Raw genomic sequence first — 16,220 nt, 5'->3', positions numbered from 1 at the left:
GATCAAAGTGCATTGACTGTATTCTCCTACAAAATTCATTAAGAAGAAAAAGAAACAGACCGCAAAAAGGGCGATTACAAATATGTATAAGAAATTTGCCACTCGCCACCATCCTCTCCTTTATATTGTTTACGAATTCTTATTGCTTAAAGTATGTATGTTTTTATACCCCTTTGTTCATCAAATCGATTACAACAATTACCCAATACATAAAGCTCGCAACAAAAAAGACCGTTCCGAATACCGTAACCATTTTCGGCAGCTTTCTGTTTGTGTATATGAGGAACAATCCAATAGAAATGTGAATAATAATAAACAAGAAAAGACTAATGATCCTTCGCCACCTGCCTTCTATTCCTGATCTTCGTATTTGCCCGCAGCTTTTTTAATGCCGATAATTGCAGCGTAGGTAATGACCATTCCCAATGAGACACCAATTGTAGTTTGTATTATTGAATCACCATCCCCGAAAATTACAAGAACTATAAAACAGCCGAAGATTGCGCCTAAAATTAGACCAGCTAATGACTTCAAATCTTTTTTCATATCCTCACCCCTTCCATATACTGTAACATAATGGATTTGCAGCGGTCGAATGGCCTTTTGTCCTTTCGCCAACAGCGCTCCAGCTAATAAAGGAATATTAACCAGAGTGGTTTTTCGCTTTTCGCCTGCGAAAAGCATCCATTTGTCTTTTGGGCTTGGGGTTGGTCTGCTGGATTTAGGCGGAAATTTTTTTATTCCCAACTTTGGTCGGTTTACTCCCAACTTCGCCTCATTTACTCCCAACTCGCTTTTTCCACGATTCGGCGCCTCTTATTTTTATCCGAAATGAATGAAAAATGCTATTTTTCGTGTGGCCAACTTGCCCGAATTTGCGCCAGACTTTTTTATGCCCAACTTTGGTCGAAATATGCCCAACTTCGACTGTTTTATGCCCAACTTCGTCCTATTTATGCCCAACTCGCTTTTCACGCACCCTCGATCAGCTCCCATCCCAACACCCCACTCCCCAAAAACAAAAAGCGCCCTCCGGATTTCCCCGGAAGGCGCTTGAAACTTCCATATTTTATTGCTTTCGAAATAATTTACTTATCCAATTTCACTCTCTGCAGACGCAAGGAGTTCAGAACGACCGACACGGAACTGAAAGCCATCGCGGCTCCCGCTACCCATGGCGCCAGCAAGCCGATGGCGGCAATCGGGATGCCCACTGTGTTGTAGGCGAATGCCCAGAACAGGTTCTGTTTGATGTTGCGCATCGTTTTGCGGCTCATGATGATGGCGTCCGCGATGCTGTTCAAATCGCCGCGGATCAATGTGATGTCCGCCGCTTCCATCGCGACGTCTGTGCCTGTACCGATGGCCATGCCGATGTCAGCTGTCGCAAGTGCCGGCGCGTCATTGATGCCATCGCCGACCATCGCCACTTTCTTGCCTTGCTGCTGTAATTTCTTCACTTCGTCCGCTTTGCCTTCCGGAAGCACTTCCGAAATCACCGCGTCGACGCCGACTTCTTTGCCGATCGCCTGCGCGGTCCGCTCGTTGTCGCCTGTCATCATGATCACATGGATCCCCATTTTCTGAAGGCGTGCAATCGCTCCGCGCGAAGTGTCTTTAATCGTATCCGCAACAGCCACCAATCCGGCATACTGTCCGTTAACAGCAGCGAGCATTGCTGTTTTGCCGTCACTTTCCAACGCTTCCATTTCAGGCAGAACCGCTGATACGTCGATACCGTATTGCTGCATGAGTTTACGCGTTCCAACCAGAACACCTTGCCCTGATACGGTTGCTTGAACGCCGTATCCCGGAATCGCTTCGAAAAATTGCACTTTGCCAAGTTCGATGCCTTTTTCCTGGATCCCCTCCACAATTGCTTGCGCGAGTGGGTGTTCGGATTGCTTCTCAGCTGCACCGACCAATGAAAGAACGTGTTCTTCGTCTTGGCCATCAGCCAGCTTAACATCCGTCAACACCGGTTTGCCGTGCGTGACCGTACCCGTTTTATCGACAACAACTGTATCGATGCTTTGAGTCTGCTCCAAATGTTCGCCGCCTTTGAACAGGACACCCATTTCCGCTGACCGGCCGGAACCCGCCATAATGGAAGTCGGTGTTGCAAGACCGAGCGCACATGGGCAGGCAATGACCAATACCGCAATCAGCACTTCAAGCGCCGGTGTGAAATTGCCCGGGTCGACAAGGAAATACCACACAAGAAATGTAACTAACGCGATTCCGACAACGATCGGAACGAAGATGCCTGAAATTTTATCCGCCATTCGCTGGATCGGCGCTTTTGTTCCCTGCGCGTCTTCCACCACTTTTATGATTTGCGCGAGCGCTGTATCGCGTCCCACTTTCGTCGCTTTCATTTGGATTGAACCATTGCTGTTGATCGTTGAACCATAGAGCAGATCGCCCGCCGCTTTATCGACCGGCAAACTTTCGCCCGTCAGCATGGATTCGTCGACTGCCGTGGTTCCTTCGAGCACTTCGCCGTCCACCGGAATCTTTTCACCGGGTTTAACGAAGATGGTGTCGCCAATCGCCACTTCTTCCAGCGGCACTACCGTTTCGATGCCACCACGCAGCACGACAGCGGTTTTTGCCTGAAGGCCCATCAGTTTCTTGATCGCTTCAGATGAACGGCCTTTCGCTTTCGCTTCAAATAATTTACCCAACACAATCAGGGTAATTAAAACCGCACTGGTTTCAAAATACAGATGCGCTGCGTGAGGTGAACCGGCGTGAATAATCGCCTGGTAAACGCTGTAGAAGTAAGCCGCCGATGTCCCCATCGCGACCAGCACGTCCATATTGGCGCTGCCGTTGCGGAGCGCTTTATATGCTCCGACATAGAACTGTTTCCCGATAATGAACTGCACCGGAGTCGCCAACAGCATCTGAACCCATGGATTCATCAGAATTTCCGGAACGTATAAAAACGAAGTAAAGGAAAAGTGGCCGACCATCGTCCACAGTAAAGGCAGAGAAAGAATGGCTGACGCAATGAACTTCCATTTCTGCTCCTGGATGGCTTTTTCACGATAATCCACTTTTTCTGTGTCTTCCTGGTGCTGATGAGCGCCGTAACCCAGTTTTTCCACTTTCGCGATGATGTCGCCAACCGTCACTTCAGACGGATTGAATTCAATCGTCGCTTTTTCAAGCGCCAGATTAACATTCGCCGCTGTCACACCACCCAGTTTGTTCAACCCTTTTTCAACACGGGTCGAGCACGCCGCACACGTCATCCCGGTGATATCAAATTCCGCTTTCTGTTTGACGACGCCATAGCCAAGCGCGTCGATTTTCTTTTCAAAATCCGCTTCGCTGAGTTTAGTGGAGTCGTACTGGATCGACGATTTTTCAAGCGCCAAATTGACACTTGCCTTTTCGACGCCATCCATTTTGTTCAACCCTTTTTCGATGCGGGTCGCACAGGCGGCGCACGTCATACCGGTAATTTGAAAGTTAGCTTCTTTGGATGTTTCTTTAGTTGCTGTCGCCATGATATTCTCCTCTTCCCTATACTATATGGGGGTATATTTCATTTAAAAGAGAAGAGTGCTGAAAGAGCACCCTTATACTACGTCATATCCCTGGTCTTCGATTGTTTCCTTGATTTCGCCAAGTGATGTTTTGCTGTCATCGTAATCCACGGCAACCTGGCCGTTTGCAAGATCCACTTTCACTGACGAAACGCCTTGAAGTTCGCCCACACTCGATTCAACCGCATTCACGCAATGTGCGCAAGACATACCTTCTACTTTTAATGTTTCATTCATTATAATTCCTCCTAAGTTCTTATTTTCTTAAGCTTAATATACCTTCTCAGGGTATATCAACCTTTTTGTTCCTTCTTTTACTTCGTCATCGTCTTCATGACGTCCATCAATTCATTGATCGCTTCTTCGCCTTTATTGTCTTTGATGGCTTTTGCCACACAGTGATGTGTATGATCTTCCAATAAAGCCAGCGACACTTTGTTCATGGCCGACTGGATCGCACTCACCTGATGGAGGATGTCCACACAATAGCGGTCGTTCTCGACCATTTGATGGACGCCACGAACCTGCCCCTCAATCCGTTTCAACCGGTTCAAAAGCTGCTGCTTGTTTGGCTGTACTGTTGATTTCATTGTAGTTTCCATTTGATCAACCCTCCCGAATCAATATACCCTATACCCGTATATTACTAATATTTTGACAGTTTGTCAAAGCTGTTGATTCCGAAGATGTTTGACTTGTGGTTGCATGTTTTATATCTCTTCCGCTAAGGAGCTCGAATAGTTCAAAAGCGGAATATACAGCGAGGGGGTATATAATAAGTCAAAAATTGGGCGGCTCATGAACTCCGCCGCCAAAACATATACGTGTCTTTACATGGTAAATACATCACGTTGCTTACTATTTTTAAAAACAATTTCAAATCGAATATATTATTTAGCAGGAAATAGAGAATGTTTTTGAAAGACTCCTCATTTTTCAATCACTTACCTGCTGTATTCCAGCGATTAAAAGCTGTTGCTTTCACCATTGTTTGGCACAATCAGATTGGAAGACATGCCTTTTTCTTCCCCAAACTTCTGCAGATCTTCTCTTGACAGATTCCAGTGGTTAACAGCTTCCATGTGTACAGAGATGATTTTTGCATCAGGTGCCGCTTTATGCACTTCGTAGACATCATCTTCTTTCATGACCAGCGAACCGCCTTGAAGGAATTGGTTGTCTCCTGCATTTACCACGATGATTTCCGGATTGTGGGCAGCGATCGTTTTTTGTACTTCATCATACCAAACAGTATCTCCAGCTACATAAAGTGTTTTTTCATCTGCGTGCTTGAAGACAACGCCGCATACATGGCCGGCCATCTTCAAGATTTCGCCTCTGCCGTGTTCGCCTTTTGTTTTGATCAACTGGATATTTTCGAATACTGTGTCTTCCTGAAGAACTTCAATATTCGTGAAGCCAGCGCCTTCAATCTCTGCTTTGTCTTCATCGTTCTGCGTGAACAATTTGATGTCTTTCGGCAATGCTTCTTTTGCTGCATCATCCCAGTGGTCCAGATGTGTGTGAGTGACGATAACAGCATCTATACCAGCGATGATTTCTTCCACCGAAAGAGGCAGGCTCTCAAGTGGATTGTTTTGATCTTGTCTGTCTGAATTGGGGAAAGGCGGTAAAGTTCCTTTCTCCGCTAAAAATGGATCAACTAAAAACTTCTTTCCTGCAAAATCTATAATCAGGGTAGCATTTCGTATTTGTTGAATATGCATGGTTCCATCTCCTTTTTGTTTGATTGGTCCCTAGTGTATACTAAATGCTGGCTATATGAACATGGACTAAATAAGGTCTTTTTGCCGTTTGACTTTATTAACGAAAGGATCTGAATGACATTGGACAACACCGATTTGCACATCCTGGACGAACTTTCGAAAAACAGCCGTATCACAATGAAAGAACTGAGCGAAAAAGTCCATTTAAGCGCTCCTGCCACTTCGGCGCGGGTGGAAAAATTGGAAGCTGCCGGAATCATTGAGGGCTACACTATTAAGATCAACCAGGAAAAGATGGGATATGCTGTTCATGCCATCATCAATATCTTTACTGCCAGCACCTATCACCGTCCTTATCTGTCGTTTCTGGAAGAACAGGAACAGTATGTGATCAATAACTATAAAATTAGCGGAGACAGCTGTTATCTGCTTGAATGCAAATTCCCTTCCAATGAATCATTAAATGAATTTCTGGATAAATTGGATCAGCATGTAAATTATAAATTATCGATAGTCATCGATAAATAATCCGTCGAAAGATGAAGGCATGGTCTAACGCAAAACAATAACAGATAAGAGAATTTTGCGTTAGCCGTTCAAACAGATTTAATGTTTCAACCGTAATGTCATCGCATTGATGGCGACGATAACCGTCGACACAGACATTAAAACCGCTCCGACTGCAGGAGCCAACGTAATGCCGATTGAAGCTAAGACACCTGCAGCCACGGGAATGGCAATAAAATTATAACCGGCTCCCCAAACGAGGTTCTGTTTCATCTTGCTGGTTGTTTTATTGGCCAATTCGATGAAAGATGCAATGTCTCCCGGATCCGATTGGGTCAAAATCACATCAGCAGAATCGATTGCTACCTGAGTTCCCGCTCCAACTGCTACACCTACGTCTGCCATCGCAAGAGAAGGTGCATCATTTACGCCATCGCCGACCATGATGACAGTTTTACCTTGGTTTTTCAGTAATTCGACTAAATCATATTTATCCTGCGGAGATTGATTGGCTTTGTATTCAATGTCCAATTCTTCAGCCACCCCTTGAGCGGCTGTTTCATTGTCGCCCGTAGCCATAATCGCTTTAATATTATATTGTTTCAGTGCCTCTATCAGGTTTTTACTGGCTTTTTTCAATTCATCCCCTAATGCGACTGTACCGATAGGTTCTCCATCTTCAACCAATATACTGAGGGTGGCACCTTTTGGAACATCAACCGCCAAACCTTCTCCAAATGCCTTTTGGCTGATCAATTCGTATTTGCGGCCATCAGCGCTGCCTTGCACGCCGGCACCTGACACAATCTCAATCGAATCAAACCGGACAGGCTGAACTCCCTGCTTCTCAGCATAGTGGATGATGGACTGGGCGATTGGGTGGCTGGACCCTCCTTCAATCCCTGCCATAAATGCAGCGATTTCAGCTTCGGTATATTTTACCCCAAGCGTTTCCATGCTCAAAACTTTAAATTCTCCAGTAGTTAATGTGCCTGTTTTATCCAGTATCATCACATCTGCCTTGTTTGCCAGCTCCAACGCTTCCCGGTCCTTCACCAACAATCCTCTGCCCGCGCCCAGACTGGTGCTTCGCGCAATAACCAATGGAATGGCAAGACCAAGGGCATGCGGACAAGCGATGACCAGCGTCGTGACCGTAAAGAGGACCGCTGTTTGGATATCGGCTATAGACAGCCAGACGGCAAAGGCGATGACGGCCGCCGCAATGGCGATATAAAACAGCCAGCCGGCGACTTTCTGAGCCGTATTTTCAGCTTGTGAAGGCTGATTTTGAGCCTCGCTGATCAACGTTTGAACTTGTGAAATAAATGACGCTTCTCCTGTTCCTTCCACTTCCAGATAGAGGACACCTTCGCCGTTCGTAGAACCGCCGATCACTTTGTCTCCGGCACCTTTTTCAACCGGTTTGGATTCTCCAGTCAATAAGGCTTCATTAATCCGTGAGTTCCCCCGCGTGATGATGCCATCAGCAGGAACGTTTTCTCCAGCCTGCACACGGACAATGTCCCCAACTTTCAACTCAGCTACGGGACGTGTATCGATCGAATCGTCTTCCAATACTACATGTGCATCTTTCGGCATTAATTCGGCAAGCGATTGTTGCGCGTCTCCTGCTTCCCCGACAGCTTTCATTTCAATCCAGTGTCCAAGCAGCATGATCAGAAGCAAGGAAGCGAACTCAAAGAAAAAGTCCATGACGTGTTCTCCGAGCACATAGCGGGCCGCTACGGCATAAATACTGTAAAAATAAGAAACGGATATCCCTAATGAAATCAGCGCCATCATTCCTGGAGCTTTTTGCCTGAATTCGTCTATCGCTCCTTGATAGAAAGGTTTGCCGCCATAAAACAATAAGATGGTCGCCAATACAGCGACTGCTATATCCGAGTATGGAAAGCTGAACTGAAAGGGAAGACTGACGTCCATCATCGGCGATAATAACAGAATGACAATTCCGATGGGCAAGGACTTCAGAAAAATCTCCTTGAAGTTCCCATGGTGATGGTGTGTGTGTTCACCGTGGCCATGTTCCGCATGAGCACCATGACCGCTGTGATTGTGGTGAGCATGGGAATCGTGTTTGTCAGAGGGATTGCTGTCGTCGTGAATTCCTTCCTCTATTTGGTTTTCATGATAAGCATGTCCGACGTGTTCAGAATGATCCGTGTTGTTGTGATTCGTATGTTCACGGTGATCATTGTGGTGTTTATTTTCATTTTTCTCCATTTAGTATTCCTCCTTAAAAGCAATTTATTTTACAACATTTCATCCCTGCTCCTTTGGATTTTTTGCAGATCGGATTTTCCACTCTTTAATGTCCAGATGAACAATTATTACATCTGCATTGTCCAGGCACACAATTACATGGAATTTCTTCCACTGCCTCTTTTTTCTTCATTTCTATCACTTTTTCTATCTTATCTATATCCTTGAAACTCAACGTTGCGTTCGACAGGAGATTCACTATGGCGTTTCCAACGTCCTTATTGCATATATGTTCAAAAGTCTCATCCAGCGTACTATTGATAAAATCACTTTCATTTACAGCAGAGGAATATAAAAACTTTCTGCCTTCCTCTTCAGTATGAAGAATCCCTTTTTTCACTAAACGCCCGATAAATGTTTTAGTGGTTGCCGGTTTCCAATCTTTTTTTTGCTCTAATACATCAATGATTTCTTTGCTGGTCACTTTATCCTGTGCCCATACCACACGCATAACTTCCCATTCAGCATCAGAAATTTTAGATTCCATTTCATTGACCATAAAATACCCTCCCCTTCTTTGTTTACAAATGTAATCGAAATTTATGATTGAAGTTTACAATTGTAATCTTAAGTTGTCAACCTATTTATCCTTATCGTGTGTGTTTTTATTTCCCATCAATAAAAAACTGGCACATCTAACGCTTCCGAAGCGCTCGATGTGCCAGTTTGTTTTCCGGTGTCTATATAACTTAATCATTCCATATACCGATGTTTCCGCAGACTGTTCAAATTCGCAATTTCCTGTGACAGCTTCTCACCGATATTCGTTTCCCTTACCTTTTTACGCTCCAATTCCTCATCCACCAGCCGCTTCACGGAAAGGACATCGGTTCCATTGCTCAGCACTTCTTCTTTTGAGTTGAACTTTTGGTGAGCGACAAGCTGCATGCCATAGGAATTGTACAGAAGCGTATAGCCGGCAATGCCTGTCGTCGATTGATAGGCTTTCGAGAAGCCGCCGTCGATGACGATCATTTTGCCATTGGCTTTGATCGGGTCTTCCCCGTCGATTTCCTTCACCGGTGTATGGCCATTGATGATGCGGCCGTGTTCCGGATCGAGATCGAATTCAGCGAGCATCCTGCCGCACATCTCTTCATCTTCCCGCAAATAATAATAAGGGTTTTTACGTTCCTTGTGCGTTTCTTTTTCTTTGATGAAATAACGTTCAAATGTCGTCATTTCACGCTTGCCGAATAATGAAGAATTCTCGCCGGTCCACAGATACCATACCATATCCGTCGCAAAGTCATCCGTTTCGTCAGGGTTGGCGAAAGCATGGCGCAGATATTGTTCAAAGACGTCCAGCAAGTCGCGTCCAGCATAGCTTTTTCCTTCGATCTCCATCTTCTTCATGTCGCCGTTTTCCTCCAGCGGGATACAGCCGTGGATCAGCAGATTGCCGTTGTACTGCAAATAAAGGCTGCCTTTTTTCATCAGGAAATTCATATGGCGCGCAAGTTTTTCGGAATGCTGGATCGAAAACAGCAATTTGTCCATCACTTGCTGCTCTTCATCCAGCAACCGGTCCGGCTGCTCGGGATCGATTGTCGCAAAGCAGGTGTTCTCGAGCGCATAAGTAATGCCGTGGATTGTCGCTGTTTTATTTTTATAATCAACTTTCTCCAGCAGCAGCCTGTCTTCCATCTCGAAGCAAGGACGGCGCTTGATGATCGGGCTTTCCAGTTTGAACTGGATCATCGAAATGGCCTGATGGATTTTGGTGATTTGGAGCTGCTCCTGCTCCGTCAGTGTTTCATCTGAAATCCGTTTCGGCCGGAAGACGGGGTTGTCGTCATAATACTTCTCCGCCAGATTCAGCAGCGGACGCAGATTGATGCCGTAAACATCTTCGATGATGTCCAAATTATTGTAGCGGGCACAGATTCGGATAATATTCGCCAGGCATACTTTCGAGCCGGCAAATGCGCCGATCCACAAGGCATCATGATTGCCCCATTGAATATCGACCGAATGGTAGTCAATCAGCGTATCGACGATTTTATGCGGATCCGGTCCCCGGTCGTAAATGTCGCCGACCACATGCAGATGATCGACCACCAGGCGCTGTGTCGTATAAGCGAGTCCAATGATCAGCTTATCTGCCTGACCAAGCGCAATGACCTGATCAACCATTTTTGCATAATACTCCTTTTTATTCGTGAACTCATCCGTCTTGTACAGCAATTCTTCGATGATGTAGACGAATTGCTTCGGCAGCGCACGGCGCAATTTCGAACGTGTATATTTCGATGAAGCATATGCCACCAGCTTCAGCATGCGCTCGATGATTTCTATGTACCATTCCCGCAGCTCCTGTTTGCTGCTGAAATTGCTTTTGATCAATTGCAGTTTCTCTTCAGGATAATAAACCAGTGTGGCAAATTCGTTCAATTCCTTTTCCTGCAACTCATCCTTGAAAAGGTCCTTGATCTTCACTTTCACATTGCCGGAACCGTTGCGCAGCACATGCTGGAACGCCTGGTACTCGCCGTGCAGATCGCTGACAAAATGCTCCGTCCCTTTGGGAAGATTCAGGATCGCCTCCAAATTGATGATTTCATTTGCCACTTTTTCCTCGCTGTCGTATTTCTGCGCCAATAAATCCAGGTATTTTGAATCCATCATCGGAATATCCCCTTTCGAAATCCATTCGCTGTTTATTAAAAAAGAAAGCCTCACCTGTTTCAATGCTGGCCATCCAAAAAAGAAATCTCTTCTCTATCCAGTCTATAGCAGTTCGAGGGAAGGCTCTAGTATAAAGTGCGCCCTTTGCCTTGACCGTTAAAACACATTTCCTATAGGGTTAAAGATAGAGAAATCGAAAAGTTCTGCTAAAGAGCCTTTGAGAATGAGGAGGAAATCAATACATGCCCGAAACGAAAAGAATCTCCACTCATGAGTCATTGAAAGCAGTTTCCTATAAACTGTTTGAAGTGATCAGCGAAGAGCTGGAGGTAAATACTGCTTATGTTACCCAGCGAGGACCCAAAGCGATGGAAGTCATCAGCTCGTTCAATAGAGATCATTATATTATTCCAGAAGGCTATCAAGTCGATTATGACGGAACTTACTGCCGCCTGATCATCCAAAGCGACGAAGAAGCGATGCATACGAATAACCTCGGTTCATTCACCCTGACAAAAGATCTGGAAGTGACCGAGCAGCTTGAAGTTAAAGGATTTTTAGGTGTGACCCTGCGTGATTTTTATGGAAACGTATTCGGCACCTTATGTGTCATGGACAAAGAGGAAAAAGAATTCAGCGAGGACGATATCCATTTTCTGAAGAAGATGGCCGAAGTGCTCTCCTATCTCATCCACCTGGATAACACGATAGCAGATATTGAATTGTTGAGCGTCCCGATCATCCCGATCAAAAAAGGGCTCGCGATTCTTTCGCTGCAAGGCAATATCAACGAAGAGCGTTCCCACAAAATTTTGGAAGATACATTAAGCTATGCGGCCAAAAACGGCAGCCATTCTTTCATCATCGACCTGTCGCAAATCGTCCTGCTTGAAAACCGCTTTCCGGATATTCTGAAAAACCTGGTGCTCGGTTTGAATATCATGGGCATCAAAGTCATGATGACCGGACTGCCGCCGTGGCTTGTGAAAATGCAGGAAGTCCGCGACCATCTGACTGACCTGCAAACGGAATATGTCATGGATATCGAATCGGCGTTGAATAAAATCGGATATACGCTGGAGAAATAAGATCTGGGGAAATCATTTGAAAAAGAAGCGGAATTGCTCAGTCTGAGCAATTCCGCTTCTTTGATTGTGAAAAATATAAACTGCAGCTGTTTAGCAGCCTGCTGGAGCACCAATCATCACCAGACCGGATTGCTCACCTTGTTCTTCAAAATCCAACGTTAAGCTCTCCGCTGCATCTTTCGCTTCCGGTGCAATAGCCATACGGATTCCGTTGACATCCGTCATTTCATCCGCTGCTTCCGGCGCATCCAGTGACAGGCCGATTTGCGGTCCGCAGCAGCCTGCTACAGCATAGATGCGCAGACTTTCCGCATTCTGCTCTTCCAGAATGGATTCAATATATTGTTTTGCTTCATTGGTGATCATCATTGGTCTCATCTCTCCTTTTGGTGATTAAGTGAAAATTTATAAACTGAATTCCTTCAATTGGTCATAGCCGATTTTCTCTTCATGCAGCCAGGGAATGACGGCGCATTTCGCCGCAAGTCCGCTGTTCACTTTAGCAATCCATTCAGTCTCCGAACTTGCGCGGCCACGGAGGACAGGATCTGTTGTATCCGTTGCAGCCAGGCTTTGGTTGATAACCCACCATTTCGGGTCGATGCCGGCCCGTTTCAAATCTTCCTGAAGGCGCGCGGCTTCAAGAACCGGTGTCGCTTCAGCCAACGTGACGATGACAACGCCGGTTTCTTCCGGATTACGCAAACGCGGAAGAAGCTTTTTGACATTTTCCGGCACGTCGCCTGTCGAACGGCTCATCTCTTTATGATAGGCCTCCGTTGAATCCAGCAATAGGAGCGTATGGCCTGTCGGCGCTGTATCGATGACGACGATTTCATCTTCCGACTTTTCCACGACAGTTGCAAATGCCTGGAACAATGCGATTTCTTCGGTGCACGGCGATTCCAGGTCTTCCTGTAAATAAGCCAGCTCTTCTTCCGACAATCCGCTCCCAGCATTTTCAAGAACCGCTTTTTTATAGCGTTCCACTTCAACTTCCGGGTTGATGCTGCTGATCGACAAATTGTCCTGCGCGTCACTGCCTTGGAATGTGTATGCCAGGTGCGCCGCCGGATCGGTCGTCGTCAAATGGACGCGATGTCCCTTTTCTGACAAGCCGACCGCAATCGCGGAAGCAATCGACGTTTTGCCGACTCCGCCTTTACCCATTGTAAAAATGACGCGTGTGTTTTTTTCGGAAAAATCGTTAATAAGCTGATTCAGACCTGGCAGTTCTTCCATTTTCACCACTGTTTCTTCTGCCACTGATGCTGAAATGGCTGAAGAACTGAATAAATAACGGAGATTTCCGATCCCTGTCAGCGAATACGAAACGAATGGCAATGAATATGCCATAATCTGCTTTAAAGCTTGAGGTGTTTTATTCAGAGCGGCTCGCTGGCGATTATAAAACGCGCTTGACACTTTGTCTTCTGCCCGGTGCGTCTGCAGCAGTCCATTAACGATGAGCAATTGGTTATCGATGCCGATCGCTTTCAGTTCCGCAGAAGCACGGTCCGCTTCAAGCAACGATGAATTGTCGGGACGGGCGACCAATAACAATGTGGTCTTCTCACGATCTGCCAGCGATGCAACGGCTTTGCCGTACATCTCTTTCTTTCCTTCCAGACCCGCAAGCGGACCCAAGCAGGAAGCGCCATGCGTACTTTCTTCCAAAAATCCGCTCCACGCCGTCGGCAATTGCAACAGGCGAAGCGTGTGGCCGGTTGGTGCCGTATCAAATAAGACATGATCGTATTGATCCAGAATTTCTTCATCAGCCAATAAGTGTGAGAACTCATCGAACGCGGCAATCTCCACAGTGCAGGCACCCGATAATTGCTCTTCCATCGTCGCCAGTACAGCATCGGGTAATTTTCCGCGGTAAGGACCCACTACATTTTCCTTATAGATGCGAGCCGATTCTTCCGGATCGATATTGCAGGCGTACAAGTTAGGGACAGCGGAAATCGCTCTTGGCTCATTCGACAATTCCACTTCCAGCACATCCTGCAGATTGGAAGCGGGATCGGTGCTGACGAGCAGCACTTTTTTCCCTTGGTCAGCGAGTGCGACCGCAGTTGCACAGGCTGTCGATGTTTTGCCGACGCCGCCTTTTCCGGTGAAAAACAGGAACGGCGTCAATTGCATTTTTTTCGGATTGAACAATGAATGCATCAAATTCTCTCCTTTATTTGCCAAACTCTACTGATACGCGAACCCTTGGCTTTTCCTGCAATTCGGAAGGAGTGGTGCCGAACCAATCAGCTAATTCCTCATTTGTAGGGTATTCGGCTGTTTTCACAATTTCACCATCAAGAAGGACAAGCGGAAGTGCATCCGGACCGCCATTCGCCAATGCCTGGTTCACTGTCTGATTTTCCACAAATGCACTCGGGTCATTGCTGAGGTTAAAACGTTCAATTTGAAAACCTTTTTTCTCCAGTGAATAAACTGCAGAAGCAATGCGTGTCAGTTCCGGGTCGACGACAGGTCCGCAGACGCCTGTGGAGCAGCACATTGCCGGATCAAAGATTTCTACCTTTTTCATGTTGTTTCCTCCTCTATACAGAACTGCTTATTTGCCTGTTTCAGCGAATTCACGGATGCGCGCGCCGATTTCGTCGCGGACATTCTGGAATACCGTCCACTTTTCTTCTTCCGTGCCTTCCGCTTTTGCCGGATCCGTAAAGCCCCAGTGATCGCGCTTCACATGCGGCGGTGTCATTGGACATTTATCGGCAGCGTCGCCGCATAAAGTCACGACGAAATCCGCATTATTCAAAATTTCAGTATCAATGATATCTGATGTCTGCTCAGAAATATCGATATCCACTTCGTTCATCGCCTTCACCGCGTTCGGGTTCAATCCGTGTGCTTCAATTCCCGCGCTCAGGACTTGCCATTCGTCACCAAGAATCTGTTTCCCCCAGCCTTCTGCCATCTGGCTGCGGCATGAATTTCCTGTGCATAGAAAGTACAATGTTTTTTTTGTCATAGTAAAAACTCCTCTGTAGGTTAGATTTTTTATCGTGTTAGTTCTTTAATTGCAGCTGATGCGAAGCCCTTGCTTCTCCAACTCTAAAAGCCTGTCGTCCTGGCTCGGGATGAATTCCAAGATGTGCAGCACCATCTCGTAAGTGTCGCTGTCTTTATTCAATGAATAAAAAATCCACTGACCGCGGCGCTGTTCTTTCACCAATCCGACATCGCGCAATTTCCGCAAATGCTGGCTGATGGCCGACTGGCTGATCTGAAAGATTTCCACGAATTCGCAAACGCAGCAATCGTTCTTTTCCAGCAGCTTCATCATGGCAAGCCTTGTTTTGTCGCCCAATAACTTAAGGACCATACCGGCTTTTTCGATTTCGACTTCTTTTACTGTCGCTTCCATTTGGATTTCACCTCATTCGTTATAGGTTTATTTTTTAATCGATAGCTATTATTCTTAAAACTAAAAACAGCATATCAGTATATACTTATATGTTCAAGTGGCTATTGATAGCTTTAATTTTTTGGCATTGAAAAAAGGCCGCTCGTTTACATGCGGCCCTGTATAAATCTTTCTCTATCTATAATTGTTCTACAAACGATTGATAAGCTTCACCGAATCGCTCCGCTTCCTCCAGGAACGGATAATGATTGCTGTCTTCGAATATTGCCAGAGTGGAGTCCGGTATCAATTCGTTCATTTCCACCGAGTATTCGAGCGGACATTGCACATCGTGTTTTCCGCAAATGATCAAAGTCGGCGCAGTGATCAGCCTCAGTTTTCTGGTGACATCAAACACATGCAATTCCCTGCTGAAGAAATTGAGCCGCACAGCTGACAGTTCCTTTCGGATATCTTGTGTGAAATAATCATCGTACTTATCCGGATTCGCTAAAGAGAGCTTTGTACGCTGGATTTTCAAGCTGCTCTTTTCCTCTGCCGACAACCCCGGCTGCTTCAGGTTTTCCATCAGTTCCTGCATCTTTTCAAATTGAGGATGCTGTTCGTTATAGATGCAGTCCTTTGAAAACGTCATATATTCCCTGGCCGCTGCGCCGACGATTACATTAAAGCTGAGCTTTTCTGAAAAATAAATGCCATAGACAACGCCCAGCATGCCGCCGGTCGAATGGCCAGCAAAGCCCCATTCATCAAATCCCAACGCTTCACGGATTGCTTCCAGGTCAAGAACCGTTTCAAGCAGACTGAGTTGATGCGGTTTCTCTGCTTTTGCGGAGTTTCCCGCCTCTCTCAGATTGACCAGGAACACCAGATTCGTCTTCATAAAAGCATCTGCAAAGAAATCGCCTGTTTCATTGAACTCGGAATAATGGTGAGTGACGCATAAAGGGGGACCGTCCCCTTTTATAAACACTTCGAAATCGCCGCGGGTTGTTTTGATTATTTTTTGGGTCCACTTCATAAGAGCGCCTCC

Annotated in this window: 16 protein-coding genes; 2 read left to right on the top strand and 14 right to left on the bottom strand. The window is 46.0% G+C overall.

Translation table 11 applies throughout. The annotated features are described in order from the left end of the window. Nucleotides 1-351: 351 nt before the first annotated feature. From CXF70_RS01045 to CXF70_RS01025, 5 genes are all read right to left on the bottom strand, one after another. Nucleotides 352-768 (bottom strand): hypothetical protein, encoded by a 417-nt coding sequence (locus CXF70_RS01045; RefSeq protein WP_158241138.1) that lies wholly within the window; start codon nt 766-768, stop codon nt 352-354. Between the two features lie 320 nt (nt 769-1,088). Further along, complete coding sequence (locus tag CXF70_RS01040) at nt 1,089-3,518, bottom strand: heavy metal translocating P-type ATPase (protein WP_101801120.1); 2,430 nt, start codon at nt 3,516-3,518, stop codon at nt 1,089-1,091. A gap of 72 nt (nt 3,519-3,590) precedes the next feature. After that, on the bottom strand, nt 3,591-3,794 hold the full coding sequence (copZ, locus tag CXF70_RS01035; protein ID WP_179135716.1) for a copper chaperone CopZ: 204 nt from the start codon (nt 3,792-3,794) through the stop codon (nt 3,591-3,593). Between the two features lie 77 nt (nt 3,795-3,871). After that, nucleotides 3,872-4,159 (bottom strand): metal-sensitive transcriptional regulator, encoded by a 288-nt coding sequence (locus CXF70_RS01030; protein ID WP_084243598.1) that lies wholly within the window; start codon nt 4,157-4,159, stop codon nt 3,872-3,874. Nucleotides 4,160-4,522: 363 nt separating this feature from the next. Beyond that, nucleotides 4,523-5,284 (bottom strand): MBL fold metallo-hydrolase, encoded by a 762-nt coding sequence (locus CXF70_RS01025; RefSeq protein WP_101801119.1) that lies wholly within the window; start codon nt 5,282-5,284, stop codon nt 4,523-4,525. Nucleotides 5,285-5,398: 114 nt separating this feature from the next. On the opposite strand from CXF70_RS01025, the gene CXF70_RS01020 reads away from it, so the two are divergent. Continuing rightward, nucleotides 5,399-5,812, top strand: coding sequence for an Lrp/AsnC family transcriptional regulator (locus tag CXF70_RS01020; protein ID WP_101801118.1), 414 nt, complete (start codon nt 5,399-5,401; stop codon nt 5,810-5,812). 78 nt (nt 5,813-5,890) lie between these two features. Here the strand turns inward: CXF70_RS01020 and CXF70_RS01015 are convergent, their stop codons facing one another. The 3 genes from CXF70_RS01015 to CXF70_RS01005 form a co-directional block, all read right to left on the bottom strand. Further along, a complete protein-coding gene (locus CXF70_RS01015; RefSeq protein ID WP_101801117.1) occupies nt 5,891-8,038 on the bottom strand; it encodes a heavy metal translocating P-type ATPase in 2,148 nt (715 codons plus the stop codon). An 85-nt stretch (nt 8,039-8,123) separates the two neighbouring features. Continuing rightward, nucleotides 8,124-8,576 carry a CopY/TcrY family copper transport repressor gene (locus CXF70_RS01010; RefSeq protein ID WP_101801116.1) on the bottom strand — a complete coding sequence of 151 codons (453 nt, stop codon included), beginning with the start codon at nt 8,574-8,576 and terminating at the stop codon, nt 8,124-8,126. A gap of 194 nt (nt 8,577-8,770) precedes the next feature. After that, on the bottom strand, nt 8,771-10,702 hold the full coding sequence (locus CXF70_RS01005; RefSeq protein WP_101801325.1) for a fructose-1,6-bisphosphatase: 1,932 nt from the start codon (nt 10,700-10,702) through the stop codon (nt 8,771-8,773). Nucleotides 10,703-10,947: 245 nt separating this feature from the next. Between CXF70_RS01005 and CXF70_RS01000 the strand changes: the two genes are divergently transcribed. Next, the gene (locus CXF70_RS01000) at nt 10,948-11,793 is read left to right on the top strand and encodes a GAF domain-containing protein (protein WP_101801115.1); all 846 of its coding nucleotides are present in this window, start codon (nt 10,948-10,950) and stop codon (nt 11,791-11,793) included. Nucleotides 11,794-11,883: 90 nt separating this feature from the next. Here CXF70_RS01000 and CXF70_RS00995 read toward each other — a convergent pair whose 3' ends face one another. From CXF70_RS00995 to CXF70_RS00970, 6 genes are all read right to left on the bottom strand, one after another. Further along, nucleotides 11,884-12,162, bottom strand: coding sequence for a hypothetical protein (locus tag CXF70_RS00995; RefSeq protein ID WP_084243592.1), 279 nt, complete (start codon nt 12,160-12,162; stop codon nt 11,884-11,886). A gap of 36 nt (nt 12,163-12,198) precedes the next feature. Beyond that, complete coding sequence (gene arsA / locus CXF70_RS00990) at nt 12,199-13,971, bottom strand: arsenical pump-driving ATPase (protein WP_101801114.1); 1,773 nt, start codon at nt 13,969-13,971, stop codon at nt 12,199-12,201. A 13-nt stretch (nt 13,972-13,984) separates the two neighbouring features. Then, nucleotides 13,985-14,344 (bottom strand): arsenite efflux transporter metallochaperone ArsD, encoded by a 360-nt coding sequence (arsD, locus tag CXF70_RS00985; RefSeq protein ID WP_101801113.1) that lies wholly within the window; start codon nt 14,342-14,344, stop codon nt 13,985-13,987. Between the two features lie 27 nt (nt 14,345-14,371). After that, nucleotides 14,372-14,791 (bottom strand): arsenate reductase (thioredoxin), encoded by a 420-nt coding sequence (arsC, locus tag CXF70_RS00980; protein ID WP_084243589.1) that lies wholly within the window; start codon nt 14,789-14,791, stop codon nt 14,372-14,374. A gap of 45 nt (nt 14,792-14,836) precedes the next feature. Then, nucleotides 14,837-15,187: an ArsR/SmtB family transcription factor gene (locus tag CXF70_RS00975; protein WP_101801112.1), complete on the bottom strand. Its 351-nt coding sequence runs from the start codon at nt 15,185-15,187 to the stop codon at nt 14,837-14,839. 178 nt (nt 15,188-15,365) lie between these two features. Continuing rightward, nucleotides 15,366-16,208, bottom strand: a complete 843-nt coding sequence (locus CXF70_RS00970; protein ID WP_101801111.1) for an alpha/beta fold hydrolase — start codon at nt 16,206-16,208, stop codon at nt 15,366-15,368. Nucleotides 16,209-16,220: the final 12 nt, after the last annotated feature.

This window comes from Planomicrobium sp. MB-3u-38, from assembly GCF_002836425.1.
Classification (GTDB): Bacteria; Bacillota; Bacilli; order Bacillales_A; family Planococcaceae; genus Planococcus; species Planococcus okeanokoites.
The sequence above is the reverse complement of the archived record's forward strand: the minus strand, read 5'-3'. Positions and strand labels throughout refer to the sequence as shown.